This window comes from Pseudomonas chlororaphis subsp. aurantiaca, assembly GCF_013466605.1.
GTDB lineage: Bacteria > Pseudomonadota > Gammaproteobacteria > Pseudomonadales > Pseudomonadaceae > Aquipseudomonas > Aquipseudomonas chlororaphis_I.
Map to the genome: position 1 here is coordinate 6,808,267 of NZ_CP059162.1, position 21,221 is coordinate 6,829,487.

The window sequence follows — 21,221 nt, forward strand, 5'->3', positions numbered from 1 at the left end:
CCCCGATGCGCGCCCTACTCGTGCTCTTCAGTCTGTTGCTGCCGTTGTCGCTGTCGCCCGCCCAGGCGGCGGACAAACTCGCAGTGGTCACCAGCTTCAGCATTCTCGCCGACATCACTCGACAGGTCGGCGGCGAGCACATCCGGATCACCGACATGGTCGGCCCGGACGCCGACGCCCACACCTACGAACCGACGCCGGACGATGCCAAGGCACTGCTCAAGGCCCGGCTGATCATCAAGAACGGCCTGGGTTTCGAGCCCTGGCTGGATCGCCTGGTGGCCAGTACCGCCACCCAGGCTCCGGTGATCACTGCCAGTCGCGGGGTGATCCCACGTTCGCTGGATGAGGACGGCGAGACCATTCCCGACCCTCACGCCTGGCACAACCTGGCGAACGCCGAGCTCTATGTGAGCAACATCACCAGGGCGCTGGTGGCCGCCGACCCGGCGAACAAGGCCGACTACGAACGCAACAGCCAGGCCTACCTGAAACGGATCTACGCGCTGTTGGCCGAGGCCAAGGCCAAGTTCGGCGCGCTGCCGCCGGGCAACCGCAAGATCGTCACCTCCCACGACGCCTTCGGTTACCTGGGGCAGGCCTACGGCATCGACTTCATGGCCCCACAGGGTCTGTCCACCGAGCGCGAACCCTCGGCTGCCGAAGTCGCCGCTCTGATCACCCAGATCCGCAACGCCAAGGTCAAGGCGGTGTTCATGGAGAACATCAAGGACGCACGCCTGCTCAAGCAGATTGCCGACGAAAGCGGCGCCCACATCGGCGGCACCCTGTACTCCGACGCCCTCGCCGCCAAGGGGCCGGCCAGCACGTTCACCGGGTTGTTCGAATACAACCTGAACACCCTGTACGACGCCCTGAGCCAGCCATGAACAAGCGCCCTCCACTGTCGATGCTCGACCTGGAAAGCGCGCCCCTGGGCAGCCGTTGGCCGCTCACCGGCGTGCTCGATGCCCTGCCATGGAATGCCGACGGCCTGATCGCCGCCATCGCCCAGCAGCACGACAGCGGCGACGTGCTGATGCTGGCCTGGATGAATCGCAGGGCGCTGGCCGAGACCCTGGCCAGCGGGCAGGTCTGCTACTGGTCGCGCTCGCGCCTGCAGCTGTGGCGCAAGGGCGAAAGCTCGGGGCATCGCCAGCGTCTGCTCGAAGCACGCCTGGACTGCGACGGCGACGCCGTCCTGCTGCTGGTGGATCAGCAAGGCCCGGCCTGCCACACCGGGCGCCCCAACTGTTTTTACAACGCCATTCGCGACGGCGCGGTGCAGGTCATCAGCGCACCGCTACAGGAAACCCCAGCATGATTCGCAAGAACCCTTCCGGCGATCTGCCGGTCATCGCCGAGTCGGCCTACGTCGACAAGACCGCCATCATCTGCGGCAAGGTGGTGATCGGCGAGAACGTCTTCGTCGGCCCCTACGCGGTGATCCGCGCCGACGAAGTCAACGAACACGGCGCCATGGACCCGATCGTCATCGGCGCCAATTCGAACATCCAGGACGGCGTGGTGATCCACTCCAAATCCGGCGCGGCGGTGACCATCGGCGAGTTCACCTCCATCGCCCACCGCTCCATCGTCCATGGCCCGTGCACGGTCGGCGACCGGGTATTCATCGGCTTCAACAGCGTGCTGTTCAACTGCGCGGTCGGCAACGGCAGCGTGGTGCGGCACAACTCGGTGGTCGATGGCCGCGACCTGCCGCAAGGCTTCTACGTGCCCTCCACCACCCGCATCGGGCCCAATACCGACCTCTCGCAGTTCCCGCCGGTCAGCGTCAGCGCCTCGGAGTTTTCCGAAGACGTGGCGCGCACCAATGTCGATCTGGTGCGCGGTTACAAAGCCCTGCAGAACGAGTTCTGAACATGAGCAGCGTGCTGATTCGCAACGCCCGGCTGGTCAATGAAGGACACGAGTTCGACGCCGACCTGCTGGTGGACCATGGGCGCATCGTGAAGATCGCCAGCAGCATCGAAGGCGGGAATGCCCGCACCGAGATCGATGCCCAGGGCCAGTGGCTGGTGCCGGGCATGATCGACGACCAGGTGCATTTCCGCGATCCCGGCGCGCCGGAGAAAGGCAGCTTCTACAGCGAGTCGCGCGCGGCCGTGGCGGGTGGCATCACCAGTTTCATGGACATGCCCAACACCCAGCCTGCGACCCTGACCCTGGCCGCGCTGGAGGACAAGAAACGCCGCGCGGCCATCCACTCGGTGGCCAACTACGGCTTTCACTTCGGCGTCAGCCGCGACAACCTCGACACCGTCGCCGCCCTCGACCCGTGCCTGGTGGCCGGGGTCAAAGTGTTCATGGGCGCCTCCACCGGCAACATGCTGGTGGACGATCCGCAGATCCTGGAGCGGCTGTTCGCCGAGGTGCCGACCATTCTCCTGGCGCACTGCGAACACACGCCCAGCATCCAGGCCAACGAGCAGCGCATGCGGGAACGTTTCGGCGAAGCGATTCCCGCCGTGGCCCACCCCCTGATCCGCGATGCCGAAGCCTGCTACCGCTCCTCGTCGCTGGCCGTGGATCTGGCCAGGCGTCACGGCACTCGCCTGCATGTCTTGCACCTGACCACCGCCCGCGAACTTGCACTGTTCGAAGACAAGCCGCTGGCGCAAAAGCGCATCACCGCCGAAGTCTGCCTGCACCATTTGCTGTTCGACGACCGTGACTACGCGCGCCTCGGGCACCTGATCAAGTGCAACCCGGCGATCAAGACCCGCGCCGACCGCGACGCCCTGCGCCAGGCCCTGCTCGGTAACCGCCTGGATGTGATCGGCAGCGATCACGCGCCACATACCTGGGCGCAAAAGCAACTGCCCTACCGACAGGCGCCCGCCGGGCTGCCGCTGGTGCAACACGCCCTGCCCGCCCTGCTGGAGCTGGTGGCCGACGGCGTGCTGCCCATCACCACCCTGGTGGAGAAAACCAGCCACCGGGTCGCCGACCTGTTCGCCATTCCCGACCGTGGCTACCTGCGCGAGGGGTACTGGGCCGACCTGGTGCTGATCAGGCCCGAGCCCGAAGGCATCGCCGTGGCCCGGCAGCCGATCCTCGCCCAGTGCGGCTGGACGCCCTTCGCCGAACGGCATTTCCGGCACAGCGTTGCTACCTCCCTGGTGTCGGGACAACTGGCCTGGCACGCCGGGCACCTGTACGACAACTGCCAGGGTTTGCCGCTGCGTTTTACCCGCTGAGCCCTTTCCCCGAATCCCCCTGAAACACCAAGGAACACCCGATGATTCACATCACCCTGCCCGACGGCTCGCAACGCGAGTACGACCAGCCGCTTTCCGTATACGAGGTGGCCGCGAGCATCGGCCTCGGCCTGGCCAGGGCGGCCGTCGCCGGCCGGGTGAACGATCAACTGTTGGATTGCTCCTTTGTGCTCGAAGGCGATGCCCGGGTCAGCATCGTCACCGCTCGCGAGCCCGAGGGCCTGGAGATCCTGCGCCACTCCTGCGCGCATCTGCTGGCCATGGCGGTGAAGGAGTTGTACCCCTCGGCCCAGGTCACCATCGGCCCGGTGATCGAGGACGGCTTCTTTTACGACTTTGCCTACGAACGGCCCTTCACCCCCGACGACCTGGAGCGCATCGAAGCGCGCATGATCCGGCTGGCCGCGACCAACCATGCGGTGCGCCGACGCGAGCTGTCCCGTGACGACGCCCTTGAATACTTCGGCAACCTCGGCGAGCACTACAAGGCCGAACTGATCCGCGACATCCCGCAAGACCAGGTACTGTCGCTGTACCGCCAGGGCGATTTCGAAGACCTGTGCCGGGGCCCACACGTGCCGTTCACTGGAATCTTGCAGGCGTTCAAGCTGACCAAGGTCGCCGGCGCCTACTGGCGCGGCGATGCCAAGAACGCGCCGCTGCAACGGATCTACGGCACTTGCTGGGCTACGCCGAAAGACCTCAAGGATTACCTGACCCGCCTGGAAGAAGCCGGCAAGCGCGACCATCGCAAGCTTGGGCAGCAACTGGACCTGTTCCATTTCGACGACTGCGCGCCGGGCTCGGTGTTCTGGCACGCCAAGGGCTGGACCCTGTTCCAGCAACTGATCGGCTACATGCGCCAGCGCCAGGATCAGGCCGGTTATCAGGAAGTGAATACCCCGGACGTGATGGACCGCAACCTCTGGGAAACCTCCGGGCACTGGCAGAACTATCGCGACCACATGTTCAGCACCACCACCGAGGACCAGCGGATGTTCGCCCTCAAGCCGATGAACTGCCCCGGCGCGGTGTCGATCTTCAGCCGTGGCCTGAAAAGCTACCGCGACCTGCCGCTGCGCATCGCCGAGTTCGGCAAGGTGCATCGCTACGAACCCTCCGGTGCGTTGCACGGGTTGCTGCGAGTGCGCCACTTCACCCAGGACGACGCGCACATCTTCTGCACCCCGGCGCAAATGCAGGCGGAATGCGAGAGCACCATCGCCCTGGTGTTCGACATCTATCGCGACTTCGGCTTCCACGAGGTCGCGGTCAAGCTCTCCACCCGGCCAGCCCATCGCATCGGCAGCGACGCAGTGTGGGACCAGCTGGAAGGCGCCTTGTCCGGCGCCCTGGAAACCATGGCGATCGACTACCGGATCAACCCCGGCGAAGGCGCGTTCTACGGCCCGAAACTGGAGTTCGTGCTACGCGATGCCATCGGCCGCGACTGGCAATGCGGCACCCTGCAGGTCGACCTCAACCTGCCGGAACGTTTCGATATCAGCTACATCGACGAGCACGGCGAACGTCAACGCCCGGTGATGCTGCATCGTGCGCTGTTCGGTTCCCTGGAACGTTTTATCGGCATTCTCATCGAGCATTACAGCGGCGCCCTGCCGTGCTGGCTGGCGCCACGGCAGGCGGTGGTGATCACCATCAGCGAAGGCCAGGCGGACTACGCCCGCTCGGTGGCCGACACCCTGCAGCGCCAGGGTTTGCGGATCGGCGCCGACCTGCGCAACGAGAAGATCAGCTACAAGATCCGCGAACACAGCCTACAAAAGGTGCCGTACCTGCTGGTGGTGGGCGAGAAGGAAAAGGACGGGGGATTCGTCAGTTTGCGCAGCCGCCATGGCGAGGATCTGGGGCGGTGGCCAGTGAGCGAGGTGGCCGAGCAGATGCGCTCGGCGTTGTAGCGACAGCGCCTGGGCGGACGCAGGCAAGTCGGATAGCCGCCCGTTCGCTCCTACACATCCGTGCATCGTTCATACCTTTCATGAACGGCCCACAGCCCGGTAGGAGCGAGGCTTGCCCGCGATGCTTTTAAGCCCTTGGTTTAACAGTCCCGCAATCCTGCCCCAGCCATACCGCTCGGGTGTCCATGCTGCCCTTCTGCTGGAAGCCGGTGGCATTGAAGGTGCCGATGACGTTGGTGGTGAACTCGCGATCGCTGAGGAATTTCGCCACGCCCGAGCCCTGGGCTTTCGGGCAGCTGAAGCGGAATTTCCACTGGTTGGAAGTACGGTCGGTGACCTCCTGGCGGCAGCCCGATTGCGGGTCCTGCAGCGGAATGGTGTCGGACTTCACCTGCTCCGGCGTCAGGCACACGCGGATGCCCTTACCGCCCATGGTCACGCCCTGCTTCTCCAGCTGTGCCCGTTGCTCGGGGGTCAGCTGTTGTTGCAACTGACCGAGAATCAACGACAGATCCGGCAGGCTCTGGTCATCGACTTTCATGTTGCTGGTGGTCAGTTCCCACAGGCCCGGTTGCAGCATCTGGGCCTGCGCGGCCAACGGAAGCGAGACAACGGCAGCCATGGCCAAACCCAGTAGACGAAGCTTCATCGAATGACTCCTAGACAGTAGTGGCCCGTTAGACGCCAAAAATGCAGCGGCGTTGCATGGCGAATTAATTAGCGACAATCGTTGTGGAACATGGTCTGTTAAGGTCTGCATGAAAAGCGGGCGAGCGAAGGTCGTAACGCATCTGGCCTGCGTAGCGCCGAAGGCACCCAACGCGCAGCCACTTTTCGTACAGCCCCCAGGCATTGAATCTTCAGGAGCAAGGCTGCCCCATGGATTATTTTGGCCCACATATTTTTGGCTATCTGATTGCCACCCTGCATGTTCTCGGTCTGATCGCCGCCATCCACGCCGTGTTGACCGTCAGGACCGCCCAAGGCTCCATCGCCTGGGCCCTGTCGCTGTTGTTCATGCCGTACCTGACCCTGATCCCGTATCTGGTGTTCGGCCGCAGCACCTTCGATGCCTATATCAAGGCCCGGCGCCAGGCCAACCTGGAGATGCGCAAGGCCATCAACGAGCTGAACTGGCGCCCCTGGGTCGAAGAGGCCCTGAGCGCCCGCGCCTCAATCGCCTACACCTCGCTGCGGGCCATGCCCAAGCTGGGACGCATGCCCTGCCTGGCCAGCAACCATGTACAGCTGCTGGTCAACGGCGAGGCCACCTTCGCCGCGATTTTCCAGGCCATCGAGCGCGCCCGCACGGCAGTGCTGATCCAGTTCTTCATCATCCACGACGACGACCTTGGCCGACGCCTGCAAAACCTGCTGTTGAAAAAGGCTAGCGAAGGCGTGGCAATCCACCTGCTCTACGACCGCATCGGCAGCCATTCCCTGCCCCATTCCTATGTGCAGCCACTGCGCGATGCCGGCATCCAGGTACATGCCTTCGCCACCCGCAGCGGCTGGCTCAATCGCTTCCAGATCAACTTCCGCAACCACCGCAAGATAGTGGTGGTAGATGGCCTGCTGGGGTTTGTCGGTGGGCATAACGTCGGCGATGAATACCTGGGGAAAAAACCACCGTTGGCGCCCTGGCGCGACACTCATGTTTCGGTCAGCGGCCCGGTGGTGGCCTGTCTGCAGGAATCCTTCGCCGAAGACTGGTTCTGGGCCTCGCGGCAACTGCCGCCGCTGATCCTGCCGGACACTTACCCCGACGACGGCGTGCTGTGCCAGGTACTGGCCAGCGGCCCGGCGGACCCATACGAAACCTGCTCGCTGTTCTTCGTCGAAGCCATCCACGCGGCGACCGAACGGATATGGATCACCAGCCCCTATTTCGTCCCCGACGAAGCGGTGTTCGCCGCCTTGCGCCTGGCCGCCCTGCGCGGGGTGGATGTGCGGATCCTGCTGCCGTCGCGCGCGGACCACCGGATCGTCTACGCGGCGTCCAGCCTGTACGCCTTCGAAGCGGTACGCGCCGGGGTGCGGGTGTTCCGTTACCAGCCGGGTTTCCTGCACCAGAAAGTGGTGCTGATCGACAGCGAAATCAGCGCGATCGGCAGCGCCAACCTGGACAACCGCTCGTTCCGCCTGAATTTCGAGGTGATGTTGCTGACCGTGGACGGAGCCTTCGCCAGGGAGGTGGAACAGATGCTCAACCTCGACTTCGAGCGCTCGCGCGAGATCGCCAAAGAAGAAAGCCGGGAAACCCACCGCCTGCAACAGCTTGGCATGCGGGTGGCCCGGCTTATTTCACCGATTCTCTAGAGCCGGTGTTTCACGAGTAATACAAGTCGTCGCGAGTCCAGGGCAGTTCATGACTGCCATCGGCGTGAGTCTTGACCGCGAGAATCTGGTGCAGGTTGATCCAGCCGCGGGCGAAGGCATAGGCGCAGCCGGCCAGGTACAGGCGCCAGATGCGCAGGACCTGCTCCGGCACCAGCCGGGAGGCGGCTTCCAGATTGTCTTCCAGGCGCTCGCTCCAGTGGTCCAGGGTGCGGGCGTAATGCAGGCGCAGGCTTTCCACGTCGACGATCTCCAGCCCCGCTTCGCTGATCTCGGCCGAGATCATCGCCAGGTGCGGCAGCTCGCCGTTGGGGAACACATACTTCTCGATGAAGTCACCGGCCCCACGGCCCACTGGACGTCCATCAGTGTGCTTGGCGGTAATCCCATGGTTCATCACCAGGCCGCCTTCGCGCACCGCGCCGAACAGCGTCTTGCAGTACTGCGCCAGGTTGGCGTGGCCCACATGCTCGAACATGCCGACACTCACCACCTTGTCGAAGCGGCCGTCCTGGGGCAGGTCGCGATAGTCCAGCAGTTGCAGTTCCACCTGGTCCTGCAAGCCTTCGGCGATCACCCGCTCCCTGGCCAGCGCCAGTTGTTCCTTGCTCAGGGTGATACCGAATACCTTGGCCCCGAACTCCCGCGCCGCGTAGCGCGCCAGCCCGCCCCAACCACAACCGACGTCCAGCAGGTATTCGCCGGGCTGCAAGCGCAACTTGCGGCACAGGTGGCGGAATTTGGCTTGCTGGGCCTGTTCCAGGCTTTCACTGCCGGTCTCGAAATAGGCACAGGAATAGGCCATGTCGCTGTCGAGCCACAGCTGGTAGAAATCGTTGGAAAGGTCGTAGTGGTAGGAGATGGCAGCCGCGTCGGTGGCCTTGTCGTGCAGGGTGCGTACCGGCAGCGCTTGTTCCTCGCCGTCCAGCAGTGCCTGGCTCAGTTCGTCGCAGACCCGGATGACTTCGCTGATCGAGCCTTCCAGCTCAAGCTTGCCCTCGACGAACGCCGCCCCCAGCGAGTCGAGAGTGGGATGGGTGAGCTGGGTGACCAGTTGCGGGTCCTTGACCACAATGGTGACGCTGGGCGCCGGCCCCAGGTTGAATTCATGGCCGTCCCAGAGTCGCAGGCGTAGCGGTAGTTGCAGATTCTGTAAGGCCGGTGGAAGTTGCGCGAGCATGGATTATCCCCCTTGTTTCAGACGTCTGAGTGAGGTTAGACCATACTGAAAAAATAGCAGGCTATCGATCTGATAGCTGAAATTCATCAGTGCCGGCATTGCAACAATCCCTGGTGAACAGCCAGCCGACCGTCCCGGGAGCTGGGCCCTCTTCACAGATGACCGCCAGGCGGGTCCACAGTTCGACCTGGTTTAATTCTAGCTGCAAGCGCTCAAACCCGCGCTTCCCGCCCCCGGCTCTCCTGCGCCTCTATATATAGAAGCAACCGGTCGTGACTCGAAGGCTGGCAACAGCCACAAGCGGCGCTCCCTCAGCGCCGCCGTCTTCCGCTCCTACAACTTGAGCAACGGCTCCTGGAAACGCAGCAAACGCCCGGCATTGCCCAGCACCAGCAAGGTGCTGAGGTTATGCAGCACCGCCGCGATCATCGCCCCCGCCGCGCCGAGCCAGCCAAACGCGGCGAAGGCGACTATGGCCAGGGTCCAGCCCAAGCCGATGATCACATTCACTTGCAGGGTCTGGCGGCATTGGTGGCTCAGGCGCACACAGGTGCCGAGGCGCCGCAGGTCGCTGCCGATCAGCACGATATCGGCCGATGCCAGGGCAATGTCCGCCCCGCCCGCCCCCATGGCCACACCGACCACGCCCGCCTTGAGCGCCAGGGAATCATTGATCCCGTCGCCCACCACCATCGGCCGGAAACCGCTGTCGATTTCCCCCAGCACACGCTTGAGTTTGTCTTCCGGCAGCGCCTGGGCTTCGACATCGCCGATGCCGACATCCCGCGCCAGGCTGTCGGCCACACTCTGGCGGTCGCCGGTCAGCAACAGCTGGCGACCCAGCCCCAGGTCACGCAGTTCGTCGAGGGCAAAACGCGCCTCCGGCTTGACGCTGTCGGCCAGCAACAGCCAGGCGAGAAAGTCACCGTTCAATGCCAGCCCGGCAATCGGTCCGTCATGTTCGGGCACCGCCGTGGTGGCGATGCCGAGCTGGCCGAACAACTCGGGCCGCCCCAGGGCCGCTTCGCCCTGCTCGGTCTGCGCTACTACTCCGAGGCCCTGGCGCTCGCGAATATCCGACAACACCAGGAAATGCTCCTGGGCCACCAACCCGGCCAGCGCCCGGCTGACCGGATGGCTGCTGGCCGAACCGAGGCTGGCCGCCAGGTTCAACAAGGCCTGGCGGTCTTCCTGCGGGCTGTCGATGGATTGCAGGCGCAAGGTGCCGAACGTCAGGGTGCCGGTCTTGTCCACCACCAGCGAGGTCAGGTCCGCCAGTTCCTCGAGGAACGCCGAGCTGCGAATCAGGATGCCGTGACGCGCCGCCACGGCGATTCCGGCAATCGCCGTGGCCGGCGCGGACAGCACCAGGGCGCAGGGACAGGCCGCCACCAGCACCGCGAGCATCGCCTGGGCATCGTTGGTGATGAACCAGGTCACCGCCGCCAGCAGCAACACCAGCACCATGTAGCTGCCGGCATAACGTTCGAGCAAACGGGTAATCGGCGGCTTGGAACGCTCGGCGCTTTGCATCAGCGCGATGACCTTGCCCAGGGTCGATTCGTGGCCGGTGCGGGTCACTTCCAGGCGCAACAGGCCGTCGAGGTTGATCGCCCCGCCGAACACCTGCATGCCGACATCGGCCTCCAGCGGCACCGACTCGCCAGTGATCGGCGCAGTGTCGAGGCTGGCCTGCCCGGACAGCACCAGGCCGTCGGCGGGCACCCGGTCGCCGGCGCGCACCTCGACGATATCGCCGGCCTTGAGCGTGGCGTTGTCCACCTCGCCAATGCTGCCGTCGGCCTGCACCAGGCGCGCATGGCTGCGGGTCAAACGGCCCAGAGCATGAATGGCTTCCTGGGAACCGATGACACTGCGCTCTTCCAGCACGTGGCCGAAGATCATGATGATCGGCAACAGCGCCGCGGTCAGCAGGTCGCCGGTGGCCCAGGCACCGAGCATGGCCAGGGCGATCAACTGGTCGGTGATGCCGTGCAGGCTCGGGTAACGCAGGCTGTACCAGGCCGAACGCATCACCGGCAGCGCCACCAGCAACGAAGCAAAACCCAGCAGCAACTGGCTGACACCGGTCTGCTCCGGGGCCAGCCAGCGCCAGACCAGGCCCAGGCCGAGCAGCCCCAGGGCCAGCATGGCCAGGGTCAGCTGGCGCGCGGCGCTGCGTTGTTCAGCGGAAGTCAGCATGCTCGCCGGCGCGGCGGCATGGGTGTGGGCAGTCATGGTTGGGCTCCCTGAATGATCAGGCGGGAATCGTCTTGGGGATTGACCGTGGTCACCGAGCCGGCCTGGCCGAGAATCTTCGGCAGCCGTTCACGGTAGATGCGCAGGAGCATTTCCGGGTCGGTGCCGTTGTGTTGCGCCTGGGCCAGGCTCTGGATGGTCGCGGTATCCGCCTGGGCCTTGGCCAGGCGTTCACCGGCCTGGGCGTGCGCCACCTGCAAGGTGCGGTCGGCCTGTTCGTTGGCGGTTTGCGTGAGTTTTTCGGCTTCGGTGCGCGCGTTGGCCACCGCCTTGTCGGCTTGCTGGCTGGCGGTCAGCACCGCGTTGAAAGCGCTGACCGCCGGCCCCGGCAGACTGGACTGGACGTCGACCCGAGTCACCTCGATGCCGATCCCCTGCCCGGTCGCCGCCAGATCCGCCAGCCGTTGGTTGATGCCTTGCACCAGATCGCCGCGCAGCCGTTCGCGACGCTCGGCGGCCTGATTGTCGGCCCCGATCAGTTCCGGACGCGCCACCAGGATGGTGTCGAGATCGCGGGCGGCGGTCAGGGCCAGGGCACTGCGGGTCACCAACCGATCCAGTGCCGGCAACACATGTTCGCCCTGCAGCACGAAGGCATAAGGCTCGGTGACCTTGTAGAACACCCGCACATCCAGCTGCACCACCCCGGCGTCGCCGGTCAGCAGGTAACCGGAACCGGCCAGGGCATCGCTCAGGGGCACGGCGAAACTTGCCACCTTGTCACCCTTTAACGCCGCATCGGAACGCAGCAGGCTTTCCACCCGCCGCTCGATCACCCGGTCCGCGGCGGGCAACAGCACCACCTGTTCGAACGGCTGCGGCCAGGCCAGCAACAAGCCGGCGTTCTGGATGCGGTCCAGCGCACCGAAATGCAGGACCACCGCACGGTTCTGTGGATCGATCTGTCGCACATTGGAAAACGCCCAGGCCAGGGCTGCCAGTACGGTCACCGCGTACAGAGCGAGAAACGCCAGGCGACCGGCCTGAATCCACGGGCTGCCAAGTTCATGTGTTCCACGTGGAACCAAACTCATGGTTGCGACCCGGCGGCTTTATTACCGAGGGTCGGCGGCCCGTCCACCAGCACCCGGAATGGCGCCGCATCGGTGCGCAGAATCAGCTTGGTGCCCGGGGTCACCACAGTGCCCAAGGTGTCCAGCGAGCGCAGCAGGTTGTACAGCTGCGGCGAACCGGCGTAGGCGCGGCCGTAGATCTCCGCCGCCTGCACCCGGGATTGGGCTTCGATATCCGCCGCTTTCACCGTGGCGTCGGCCTGGACGATGCGCGCATCGCGCTCGGCGGCGGAACGGATTTGCGCCGCTTCGCGCTTGCCGATGGCCGTGCGTTCGGTGGCGATGGTTTCACGCTCGGCGCGCATGCGGTCGACGGTGGCGGTCAGGGTCACCGAGGGCAGGGTCAGGCGTTCCACGCCGACTTGCAGCACGCGCACGCCATAGGTGCTCAGCAACTGCTGTTCGATCTGTTTGCGCAACTGGGCTTCGAAGTCGGCGATGCGCACCTTGCTCGCGTCGGTGTTCACCAGATTGGCCAGGTCGAAACTGCTGGCGGTGGTTTCCAGGGCCGAGCCGACAAAGGTGCGGATCTGCCGCGCCGCTTCGTCCGGCTGGTTCTGCACCGCGCGCATAAAGCGCTTCACGTTGTCCGGATCGCCCTGCACCTGCCACGCCACATAGGCCTGGACGATGATGCGCAGACCGTCGCGGGTGCCGACATCCTGCAAACCGCTGGACGTGGTGCGCAGGCGCAGGTCCACCGGGATCGCCGCCTCGAACGGTGCCGGCCAGCGCCAGCCGAGGCCCGGCTCCAACAGCACGCGCGCCGGGTTGCCGAAACGGGTGATCACCGTGGCCTCGCCGGAACGCACTTGCACCAGGCTCGCCGCGGCAATGGCGAACAGCACCAACAACAGCGCCCAGGCCATGCGCCGCCAGGGAAAGGGCCCCGCCTCTTCCGACGCGCCGTGGTGGTGATGATGGTGCCCGTGATGGTGATAGCCACCGTGGCCGTGATCGTGGCCGGTGTGATCCTGATGATCGTGGGAATGGGACTGGCTCAATGGACGGCTCCTGGCTGAGCGGTGTTACCCGGCACCGAAGGCTCGGTCGGCAAAGTGAATGTACGCAGGTCGAGGGTCGGTGCGTTGGCGCCGCCCAGGCGATGATCGAGCACCAGCAACTTGGCGTTGCGCAGGCCCTGGCTCAGCTGGCTCAAATACTGCTCCAGCACGAACGCCTGGCCGGCGCTGGCGTAGGCCTTCTGTTCGGCGCTGAAACGCAGGCCGGCCGCTTGCGCCGTGGCCTGTACTTCATGGGCCGTGGCCTGGGCCTGGTCGCGGGCGATGCTGGCCTGCAACTGCGCCTGGTTGGTCTGCTCGCTGGCCGCGCCGTGCTCGCGGGAAATCAGCGCCTGGGCGCCGATCTGCGCGGCCTGGACACCGTGATAGGCATTGGCGGCGCCCGCCGGCGGGTGAATGGCCTCGACCACGGTGGCGAGAATCTCCACCCCGCTGTCGAGTTTCTCCAGGTCGGCCTGCACCGCGCGGCCGATATCCTCGGCCAGGCTGCCACGGTCTTCGCCCAACAGGCCATCGAGGGTGCGCGAGGCAAAGTCGTGGACCAGGATGCGGCTGGCGGTGCTGCGGATCAGCATCGGAATGTCGGCGCTGTTGTAGGTCGCCGCCAGCGCCGCCTTATCGCTCAGGCCGATGCGATAGACGAAGCGCACGTCCATGTTGACGATCTGGAAGCTCTGTTTGTCGGCACTGCCGCTGGCGATCACCTGGGACTTGTCATTCACATGGCTGGCGTCCCACAAGCGGTTGGCCACCAGTGGCGGCGGCCCTTCGGCCGGCGCCGGTTCGATCACGCTGGGCGCCTCGCCGACGCTGGTGGCCAGTTCATGCACCACGCCGTTCTCGACACTCAGCACCCGGCCCAGCGGCCATGGCAGACCCGCGTGCAAACCCGGGCCAAAGACCGCTACCGGCTTGCCGAAACGCTCGTAGATGCCCCGCCCCTGCAACGGCACTTCATGCAGGCCGGTGAGCAGCCAGCCCACCCCAAGCACCACCAGCAGCACCGGCAGGAACGCCCGGCGCATATAAGTGAAGGCCCAGATCTGCCGAAGGTCGATGCCGAAGCGGTTGTGCAGTTCGTGCTGCAAGGCCAGCAAGGGCTGCGGCGGCCAGCGCAACAGGTCGGCGATCACGCTGTGGGCCAGCATGCGCGGCTCCAGTTGCGTACGGCGCGGGCTGAACAACGACAGCACCGCACGCAGCAGGAACTCCAAGGCCACCAACGCCGGCAATACGCCGATCAGCACGCCCAGGCGCACCGGCCAGAGCGCCGTATCGCTACTGAACAACAGGCACAGCGCCGCCAGTACCAGGCTGATGATCGCCACTCGCGCCAACTGCGCCAGCGCCGCGGCTTCCGGCCATTCGCCGGGGTGTTCCTGGCTCAACTGGCGCTCGAACACCAGCAAGCCGAAGGCCAGCAACAGCACCAGCACCGCACCGACATTGCCCGCCAGGCCCAGGGCCGCGGCGGGCAGGTCGAGGTTCCACGCCTGCTCGATCACCAGCAGCGCCAGCAAGGCCCAGCCGCTCAGCCACAAGGTCGGCGCGCCGATCTGCGCCAGCCATCCGGACCACCGCTGGCTGATGCCGTCCAGCAAGCGTTCGTACCAACCGTCATCGGGCAAGGGTTCGTCCACAACCGGCTCCGGGCCCGGCGCCATATCTGACGCGCGCAACGCACCCGTGCGCCAGGCACTGACCCAGCCCGCCGCCTGCAGGCCGCCGACCAGCACCAGCAAAGCCGCCGCCAGATTGACCAGCAACGCCGGCCACAAGGATTGCGGGGCAAACAGGCCGACGAAAAACGCCAGCACCAGCCCTACCCCGGCCAGCCCCGCCAGCCCGATGCCCCAACGCTTCAGACGGCGCTCGTGAAAGGCCGCCCGCTGAAACCTCGGCAAGGCTTCGACCCCCGCCCCTTCAGTCTCAAGATCGACTTGCATACCACCCCAACGCTGGTCGTTAACCCGTTCCGGCCTGTGGATAACTCTCCGACAGGCCACTGTATTTGTCACAAATCGTTACGATATAACGATAGTAGTGAAATTTTCGTCGCTTACCTATGCCTTTATTTGCCATGGATGCGTCACAAAGCCAGGGAAAACCGCTGCTGCGCTGATGCCAGCCCGCGAGATCTGTGGCCATAATCCGTGGCCCACTTTGTGACAAGGAAACGTCCAGCCATGCTCTCCATCTACCAACTCAAACCGCGCTTCCAGAACCTGCTGCGGCCATGGGTCCAGCGCCTGTACGACAACGGCACCACGGCCAACCAGATCACCGTGCTGGCGGGGGTGATTTCGGTGCTGGTGGGCGCCCTGATCGGCAGTTTCGCCAACCACCTCTGGCTGTTCATCCTGATCCCGCTGTGGATGATCCTGCGCATGGCGCTGAACGCCATCGACGGTATGCTGGCGCGGGAATTCGGCCAGCAATCGCGCCTGGGGGCCTACCTCAACGAATTGTGCGACGTGATCGCCGACAGCGCGCTGATCCTGCCTTTCGCGCTGATTGCCGGCGTCAGCCTGCCGCTGGTCGTGCTGGTGACCCTGCTGGGGCTGTTCAGCGAATACGCTGGCGTGCTCGGGCCGATGATCGGCGCCTCGCGCCGCTATGACGGCCCCATGGGCAAGAGCGACCGGGCGTTCGTGCTCGGCGTGCTGGCCACCGGCATCGCCCTGGGCTGGCTCAGCGCCGCCTGGATCAATGGCCTGCTGGCGGTGGTTGCCGCGTTGTTGGTCTACACCTTGATCAACCGGGTTCGCCAGGGCCTGCTCGAAGCACGACAGCAAGACGTGCCACAACAAGAAGCACCACAACAAGTGCAGCAAAACGCCCCCTCGGAATAAGGAAGTTGCCATGCGCGAAGCTCTCCACCAGACCTTCACCACCCACGACGGCGTCGAGCTGTTCTACCGCCACTGGCCGGCCATCGCCGCCCCCGCGGACGGCCCGCGCCAGGCCGTGCTGCTGTTCCACCGTGGCCACGAACACTCCGCGCGCATTGCCCATTTGGTGGACGAACTGGACCTGCCGGCCTTCGATTTCTTTGCCTGGGACGCCCGCGGCCACGGCCAGTCGCCCGGCGCCCGGGGCGACAGCCCGAGCTTCGCCACCAGCGTGCGCGACGTGCAGACCTTCTGCGATCACCTGCGGGCCAGCCACGGCATCGACGAAGAACACATGGCCGTGGTGGCCCAGAGCGTCGGCGCGGTGATCGCCGCCACCTGGGTCCACGACTACGCACCGCGCATCCGCGCCCAGGTGCTGGCGTCGCCGGCGTTCAAGGTCAAGCTCTACGTGCCTTTCGCCCGCCCGGGCCTGGCGCTGATGCGGCGGTTTCGCGGCAACTTTTTCGTCAACAGCTACGTCAAGGCGCGCTTCCTCAGCCATGACCCGGCACGCGTGGCCTCCTATGACAGCGATCCGCTGATCACCAAGGCGATCTCGGTGAACGTGCTGCTCGGCCTGTACGAAGCCGCCGAGCGGGTGGTGGCTGACGCCCAGGCGATCCAGGTGCCGACCCAGCTGCTGATCTCCGGCGCCGACTTCGTCGTCCATCGCCGCCCCCAGGAACAGTTCTTCGAGCGCCTGGGCAGCCTGCACAAAGAAAAGCACATCCTGCCGGGCTTCTTCCACGACACCCTCGGCGAGAAGGCCCGGGCCCCGACCGTCGCCAGCGCCCGGCGATTCATCCTGCAGAACTTCGCGCGGCCGCTGAACCGCCCTTCCCTGCTCGACGCCGACCGCCTGGGCCTGACCTGCGCCGAATCCGAGGCGCTGGCGGCGCCCTTGCCGCATAACTCCCCGCGCGACCTCTACTGGCGCCTGACCCGCGCCAGCATGCGCCTGGGCAGCCGGCTCTCGGCCGGGGTCAAGCTGGGTTTCGACACCGGTTTCGACTCCGGCAGCACCCTGGACTACGTGTACCGCAACCAAGCGACCGGCACCTCGGCCCTGGGCCGGATGATCGACCGCAACTACCTGGACTCCATCGGCTGGCGCGGCATTCGCCAACGCAAGCTGCATGTGGAAGAACTGCTGCGCCTGGCCATGGAGAAACTGCGCTCGGAGCAGCGCGAAGTGCGCATCGTCGACATCGCCGCCGGCCACGGGCGCTACATTCTCGAAGCCTTGCAGGGCGTCAGCCCGCTGCCGGAGTCGATCCTGCTGCGCGACTACAGCGACATCAACGTGCGCGACGGCAGCGCGCTGATCGCCGAGAAGGGCCTGGGCCAGATTGCCCGCTTCGTCAAGGCCGATGCCTTCGACCGCGATGACCTCTCGGCCCTGGAGCCCAAGCCGACGTTGGCGGTGGTGTCCGGCCTGTACGAACTGTTCGCCGACAACCAGATGGTCAGCGCCTCCCTGGCGGGCCTGGCCGCCGCCGTGGAGCCCGGTGGTTACCTGGTCTACACCGGGCAGCCGTGGCACCCGCAGCTGGAACTGATCGCCCGCGCCCTGACCAGCCACCGCGCGGGGCAGGCCTGGGTGATGCGTCGGCGGACCCAGGCCGAGATGGACCAGCTGGTGGAAGCGGCGGGGTTCCGCCGGATCACCCTGCGCGTCGATCAGTGGGGCATTTTCAGCGTGTCGCTGGCGCAGCGGGTGCAATGATGACGGTCGCCGCGACCTACACCCGCGAGCCCGGCCTGCTGAAACCCGCGGTGCTCTGGCTGTTGCTGCTGGCGCCGCTGTTTTTCGGCACCTACGGCTTCGCCACCTGGGTCACTTCGCAACGGACCGAGGTCGGCAGCCTGGTGTTCGACTGGGAGCGGCAGATGCCGTTCTGGGCCTGGAGCATCGTGCCCTACTGGTCGATCGACCTGCTGTACGGCTTTTCCCTGCTGCTGCCCACCAGCCGCGAAGAACTCAAGCGCCACGCCTTGCGCCTGTTGACCGCGCAAGTCATCGCCGTCAGTTGCTTCCTGCTCTGGCCGTTGCGCTTCACCTTCCAGCGCCCGGAACTGGATGGCCTGTTCGGCTGGCTGTTCGACGTGCTGGCCGGCTTCGACAAGCCGTTCAACCAGGCGCCGTCGCTGCACATCGCGCTGCTGGTGGTGCTGTGGGTCTGCTACGCGCGACATGTCCAGGGCGCCTGGCGCTGGCTGGTGCACGGCTGGTTCGCGCTGATTGGCGTGTCGGTGCTGACCACTTATCAACACCACTTTATCGACGTGCCCACAGGCGCCCTGGCCGGCTGGCTGTGCGTCTGGCTGTGGCCGCTGGACCGTCCCGGCATGCTGCAGAACCTGCGCCTGGCTCGCGATCGCCAGCGCTGGCGCCTGGCGTTGCGTTATGCCCTGGGGGCGCTGCTGTTTGCCGTGCCGGCCCTGGCCTTCGCCGGAACCTGGCTGTGGCTGCTGTGGCCCGCCATGGCCCTGCTGCTGGTGGCGCTGGACTATGGGCTGTTCGACGCCAAGGGTTTCCAGAAAGGCGCGGACGGCCGCCTGGGCAACGCCACGCGCTGGCTGCTGGCGCCATACCTGGCGGTGGCCTGGATCAATTCCCGGCTGTGGACACGCAAGCATCCACAGCCCGACGAGGTTGTGGATAACGTCTGGCTGGGGCGCATTCCAACCCCGGGCGAGCTGCAGGACAGCCCGTTCAGCGCGGTGGTCGACCTGTGTGCCGAGCTGTCCGTTGACGGCCGCCACCTGGCCTATCGCAGCGTGCCGGTGCTCGACCTGACCGCGCCCACCACCGCGCAATGCCGCGAGGCCGCACAAGCCATCGAAAGTCTGCGCGAGCACGCGCCGCTGCTGGTCTGCTGCGCCCTGGGTTATTCGCGCAGCGCCACCGCGGTGGCCGCCTGGCTGTTGTACACAGGCCGCGCCGACAGCGTCGATGCGGCCATCGTGCAGGTCCGCCGCGCTCGCCCGCAGATCGTCCTGCAACCCGCGCACCGCCGGGCCCTGGAGCCTTTATCCACAGCCCAGGGGAAGGTGCATGGCCACTGATATGGAACTGCATACGGTGGCGAGCCTGTTGCGCCGCGGGCATTCGCTGGACCTGTTATCCACAGGCCTGACACTGCTCGGCACCCTGCTCGGCCTCGGTCAATGGTTGCTCGGCGCGTCCGCCCCCTGGGCCATAGCCCTGAGCGTCGCCCTGCTGGTCCTGGGAGTGCTGCAAAAGTACTGGGCGCTGCGGGTAGCCTTCGACGCCGAGCTGTTCCAACGGGTGGCGGACAGCCCGCTGCCGCTGGCCGAGCGCAGCGAAGCGCTGGACCAGGCGCTGAGCACCCTCGGCCTGCAACCGGCGACCGCCGGGGGCCGCCCGTGGCAACAACGCAGCCGCGGCGCCCTCAACCTGTTGCGTCGCCAGGCCTGGCTGCTGGCGGCGCAAGTACTGCTGACACTGGGCTTCATCCTGGCCAGCCCCTGGCTGGCCATCGCCGGATAAGGAATTCTCATGCTCGAACCCCTGGTCGCCACCCTCATCACCTCCGCCGCCCGCACCATCACCGGAGCGCGCAGCCTGTGGCTCGGCTGCGGGCCGCAGGCGGTGCAACGCATCTACTTCGCCAACCACAGCAGCCACGGCGACTTCGTGCTGCTCTGGGCCTCGCTGCCGCCCGCGCTGCGCAAGGTGACGCGGCCAGTGGCCGGCGCCGATTACTGGCAGGCCCACCCACTGCGCCGCTACATCATCAACCGGGTGTTCAACGGCGTGCTGATCGACCGCGAGCGCAAGGAGCCTGTGGATAACCCATTGCAGCCGATGCTCGACGCCCTGGCCAACGGCGATTCGCTGATCATCTTCCCCGAAGGCACGCGCAACCTGGAGGAGGAAGGCCTGCTGCCGTTCAAGAGCGGCCTCTACCACCTGGCGAAAAGTTATCCACAGGCCCAGGTGATCCCGGTGTGGATCGCCAACCTCAACCGCGTGATGCCCAAGGGCCGTGTCCTGCCCCTACCGCTGTTGTGCACCACCAGCTTCGGCGCGCCGCTGTCCCTCGAGGACGGCGAAAGCAAAGAGCAATTCCTCGAACGCAGCCGCGCAGCGCTGCTGGCCATGGCCCCGGAGCATTCTTGAGATGGATAGGCAAACCCTGATGTTGTTCGGCGGGATCGGCGCGGTACTGGTGCTGGCCTCGCTGATCGGTTTTCTGCTCAAGCTGCGGACCCGCGGCGCGCCGAGCTCGGTGATCGACAACCTCAACGCACGCATCAACGCCTGGTGGGTGATGGTGCTGGTGATCGGCGTCGCTTTCTGGCTCGGCACCAGCGCGGTGATCCTGCTGTTCTACGCCGTGTCCTTCTACGCCCTGCGCGAGTTCCTGACCCTGATGCCGACCCGGCGCAGCGACTACCCGGCGCTGGTGGCGGCGTTCTACCTGGCCCTGCCCGTGCAATACCTGCTGATCTACTTCGACTGGTACGGGCTGTTCTCGATCTTCATCCCGGTCTATGTGTTCCTGCTGCTGCCGATCCTCGCGTCCCTGGGCGGCGACAGCACGCACTTCCTGGAACGCGCCTCCAAGGTCCAGTGGGGGCTGATGATCGCGGTGTTCTGCGTGTCGTTCGTCCCGGCGCTACTGACCCTGGACATCGCCGGCTACGAAGGGCGCAACCTGCTGCTGATCGCCTACCTGGTGATCGTGGTGCAGATGTCGGACGTGTTGCAGTACGTCTGTGGAAAACTCTTCGGCAAACGCAAGATCGCCCCGCGGCTGTCGCCGTCCAAGACCGTGGAAGGTTTTGTCGGCGGCATCCTGCTGGCCTCGCTGATCGGCGGCGCGCTGTGGTGGATCACCCCGTTCACTATCTGGCAGTCGTTCCTGATCGCCCTGCTGATCAACCTGCTGGGTTTTGCCGGCGGCATCGTCATGTCGGCGATCAAGCGCGACCGCGGGGTGAAGGACTGGGGCCACATGATCGAAGGCCACGGCGGCATGCTCGACCGCCTGGACTCGGTGTGTTTCGCCGCGCCGATCTTCTTCCACCTCGTGCGCTACTGGTGGACCTGAACACTCCGCCCCCTCTTCTTCTGTAGGAGCGAAGCTTGCTCGCGATGGTATCGACGCAGTCTTGCCGTTGAACCGCGTTGGCCGTATCGCGAGCAAGCTTCGCTCCTACAGGAAATGTGAATAGCTCTCCTTGACCGTCCGCCCTTCGCACGCTCATATTACGGTCATAATTTTTTGCTCGACTACCTTTAAATCCCTTCTTTGCGATTGCAGG

General features: G+C 65.6%; 18 protein-coding genes. 12 read left to right on the top strand and 6 right to left on the bottom strand.

What is annotated here, in order from left to right:
- The first annotated feature begins 5 nt into the window (after nucleotides 1–5).
- From H0I86_RS31280 to thrS, 5 genes are read left to right on the top strand one after another with little or no spacing between them, the layout of a single operon-like run.
- On the top strand, nucleotides 6–890 hold the full coding sequence (locus H0I86_RS31280; protein WP_180923325.1) for a metal ABC transporter substrate-binding protein: 885 nt from the start codon (nucleotides 6–8) through the stop codon (nucleotides 888–890).
- Nucleotides 887–1,324: a phosphoribosyl-AMP cyclohydrolase gene (hisI, locus tag H0I86_RS31285; RefSeq protein WP_180923326.1), complete on the top strand. Its 438-nt coding sequence runs from the start codon at nucleotides 887–889 to the stop codon at nucleotides 1,322–1,324. The genes H0I86_RS31280 and hisI overlap by 4 nt, the downstream gene beginning before the upstream one ends.
- Nucleotides 1,321–1,881: a gamma carbonic anhydrase family protein gene (locus H0I86_RS31290; RefSeq protein ID WP_124335745.1), complete on the top strand. Its 561-nt coding sequence runs from the start codon at nucleotides 1,321–1,323 to the stop codon at nucleotides 1,879–1,881. The genes hisI and H0I86_RS31290 overlap by 4 nt, the downstream gene beginning before the upstream one ends.
- A 2-nt stretch (nucleotides 1,882–1,883) precedes the next feature.
- The gene (locus H0I86_RS31295) at nucleotides 1,884–3,221 is read left to right on the top strand and encodes a dihydroorotase (protein WP_180923327.1); all 1,338 of its coding nucleotides are present in this window, start codon (nucleotides 1,884–1,886) and stop codon (nucleotides 3,219–3,221) included.
- Between the two features lie 41 nt (nucleotides 3,222–3,262).
- The gene (gene thrS / locus H0I86_RS31300; protein WP_180923328.1) at nucleotides 3,263–5,161 is read left to right on the top strand and encodes a threonine--tRNA ligase; all 1,899 of its coding nucleotides are present in this window, start codon (nucleotides 3,263–3,265) and stop codon (nucleotides 5,159–5,161) included.
- 127 nt (nucleotides 5,162–5,288) lie between these two features.
- Here thrS and H0I86_RS31305 read toward each other — a convergent pair whose 3' ends face one another.
- Nucleotides 5,289–5,810 (bottom strand): DUF3617 domain-containing protein, encoded by a 522-nt coding sequence (locus H0I86_RS31305; protein WP_007927620.1) that lies wholly within the window; start codon nucleotides 5,808–5,810, stop codon nucleotides 5,289–5,291.
- Nucleotides 5,811–6,040: 230 nt separating this feature from the next.
- Between H0I86_RS31305 and cls the strand changes: the two genes are divergently transcribed.
- Nucleotides 6,041–7,480, top strand: a complete 1,440-nt coding sequence (cls, locus tag H0I86_RS31310) for a cardiolipin synthase (protein WP_180923329.1) — start codon at nucleotides 6,041–6,043, stop codon at nucleotides 7,478–7,480.
- A gap of 10 nt (nucleotides 7,481–7,490) precedes the next feature.
- Here cls and cfaB read toward each other — a convergent pair whose 3' ends face one another.
- The 5 genes from cfaB to hflK (H0I86_RS31335) all read right to left on the bottom strand — a co-directional run bounded on the left by cfaB (nucleotide 7,491) and on the right by hflK (H0I86_RS31335) (nucleotide 14,978).
- Nucleotides 7,491–8,678 (bottom strand): C17 cyclopropane fatty acid synthase CfaB, encoded by a 1,188-nt coding sequence (gene cfaB, locus H0I86_RS31315; RefSeq protein ID WP_180923330.1) that lies wholly within the window; start codon nucleotides 8,676–8,678, stop codon nucleotides 7,491–7,493.
- A 333-nt stretch (nucleotides 8,679–9,011) separates the two neighbouring features.
- A complete protein-coding gene (locus H0I86_RS31320) occupies nucleotides 9,012–10,916 on the bottom strand; it encodes a cation-translocating P-type ATPase (RefSeq protein ID WP_180923331.1) in 1,905 nt (634 codons plus the stop codon).
- Complete coding sequence (gene hflK / locus H0I86_RS31325) at nucleotides 10,913–11,971, bottom strand: protease modulator HflK (RefSeq protein ID WP_180923332.1); 1,059 nt, start codon at nucleotides 11,969–11,971, stop codon at nucleotides 10,913–10,915. Before hflK (H0I86_RS31325) ends, H0I86_RS31320 begins: the two co-directional genes overlap by 4 nt.
- A complete protein-coding gene (gene hflC, locus H0I86_RS31330; protein ID WP_180923333.1) occupies nucleotides 11,968–13,014 on the bottom strand; it encodes a protease modulator HflC in 1,047 nt (348 codons plus the stop codon). Before hflC ends, hflK (H0I86_RS31325) begins: the two co-directional genes overlap by 4 nt.
- Entirely contained in the window at nucleotides 13,011–14,978 is a 1,968-nt protein-coding gene (gene hflK / locus H0I86_RS31335) for a protease modulator HflK (protein ID WP_180923334.1), read from the bottom strand. The genes hflC and hflK (H0I86_RS31335) overlap by 4 nt, the downstream gene beginning before the upstream one ends.
- Nucleotides 14,979–15,218: 240 nt before the next feature.
- Between hflK (H0I86_RS31335) and H0I86_RS31340 the strand changes: the two genes are divergently transcribed.
- From H0I86_RS31340 to H0I86_RS31365, 6 genes are read left to right on the top strand one after another with little or no spacing between them, the layout of a single operon-like run.
- A complete protein-coding gene (locus H0I86_RS31340) occupies nucleotides 15,219–15,884 on the top strand; it encodes a CDP-alcohol phosphatidyltransferase family protein (protein ID WP_180923335.1) in 666 nt (221 codons plus the stop codon).
- 10 nt (nucleotides 15,885–15,894) lie between these two features.
- Nucleotides 15,895–17,652, top strand: a complete 1,758-nt coding sequence (locus H0I86_RS31345; RefSeq protein ID WP_180923336.1) for a bifunctional alpha/beta hydrolase/class I SAM-dependent methyltransferase — start codon at nucleotides 15,895–15,897, stop codon at nucleotides 17,650–17,652.
- The gene (locus tag H0I86_RS31350; RefSeq protein ID WP_180923337.1) at nucleotides 17,652–18,995 is read left to right on the top strand and encodes a phosphatase PAP2/dual specificity phosphatase family protein; all 1,344 of its coding nucleotides are present in this window, start codon (nucleotides 17,652–17,654) and stop codon (nucleotides 18,993–18,995) included. The genes H0I86_RS31345 and H0I86_RS31350 overlap by 1 nt, the downstream gene beginning before the upstream one ends.
- On the top strand, nucleotides 18,985–19,440 hold the full coding sequence (locus H0I86_RS31355) for a hypothetical protein (protein WP_180923338.1): 456 nt from the start codon (nucleotides 18,985–18,987) through the stop codon (nucleotides 19,438–19,440). The genes H0I86_RS31350 and H0I86_RS31355 overlap by 11 nt, the downstream gene beginning before the upstream one ends.
- Before the next feature lie 9 nt (nucleotides 19,441–19,449).
- Nucleotides 19,450–20,073, top strand: coding sequence for a lysophospholipid acyltransferase family protein (locus tag H0I86_RS31360; protein ID WP_180923339.1), 624 nt, complete (start codon nucleotides 19,450–19,452; stop codon nucleotides 20,071–20,073).
- 1 nt (nucleotide 20,074) lies between these two features.
- The gene (locus H0I86_RS31365) at nucleotides 20,075–21,007 is read left to right on the top strand and encodes a phosphatidate cytidylyltransferase (RefSeq protein WP_009051663.1); all 933 of its coding nucleotides are present in this window, start codon (nucleotides 20,075–20,077) and stop codon (nucleotides 21,005–21,007) included.
- Nucleotides 21,008–21,221: the final 214 nt, after the last annotated feature.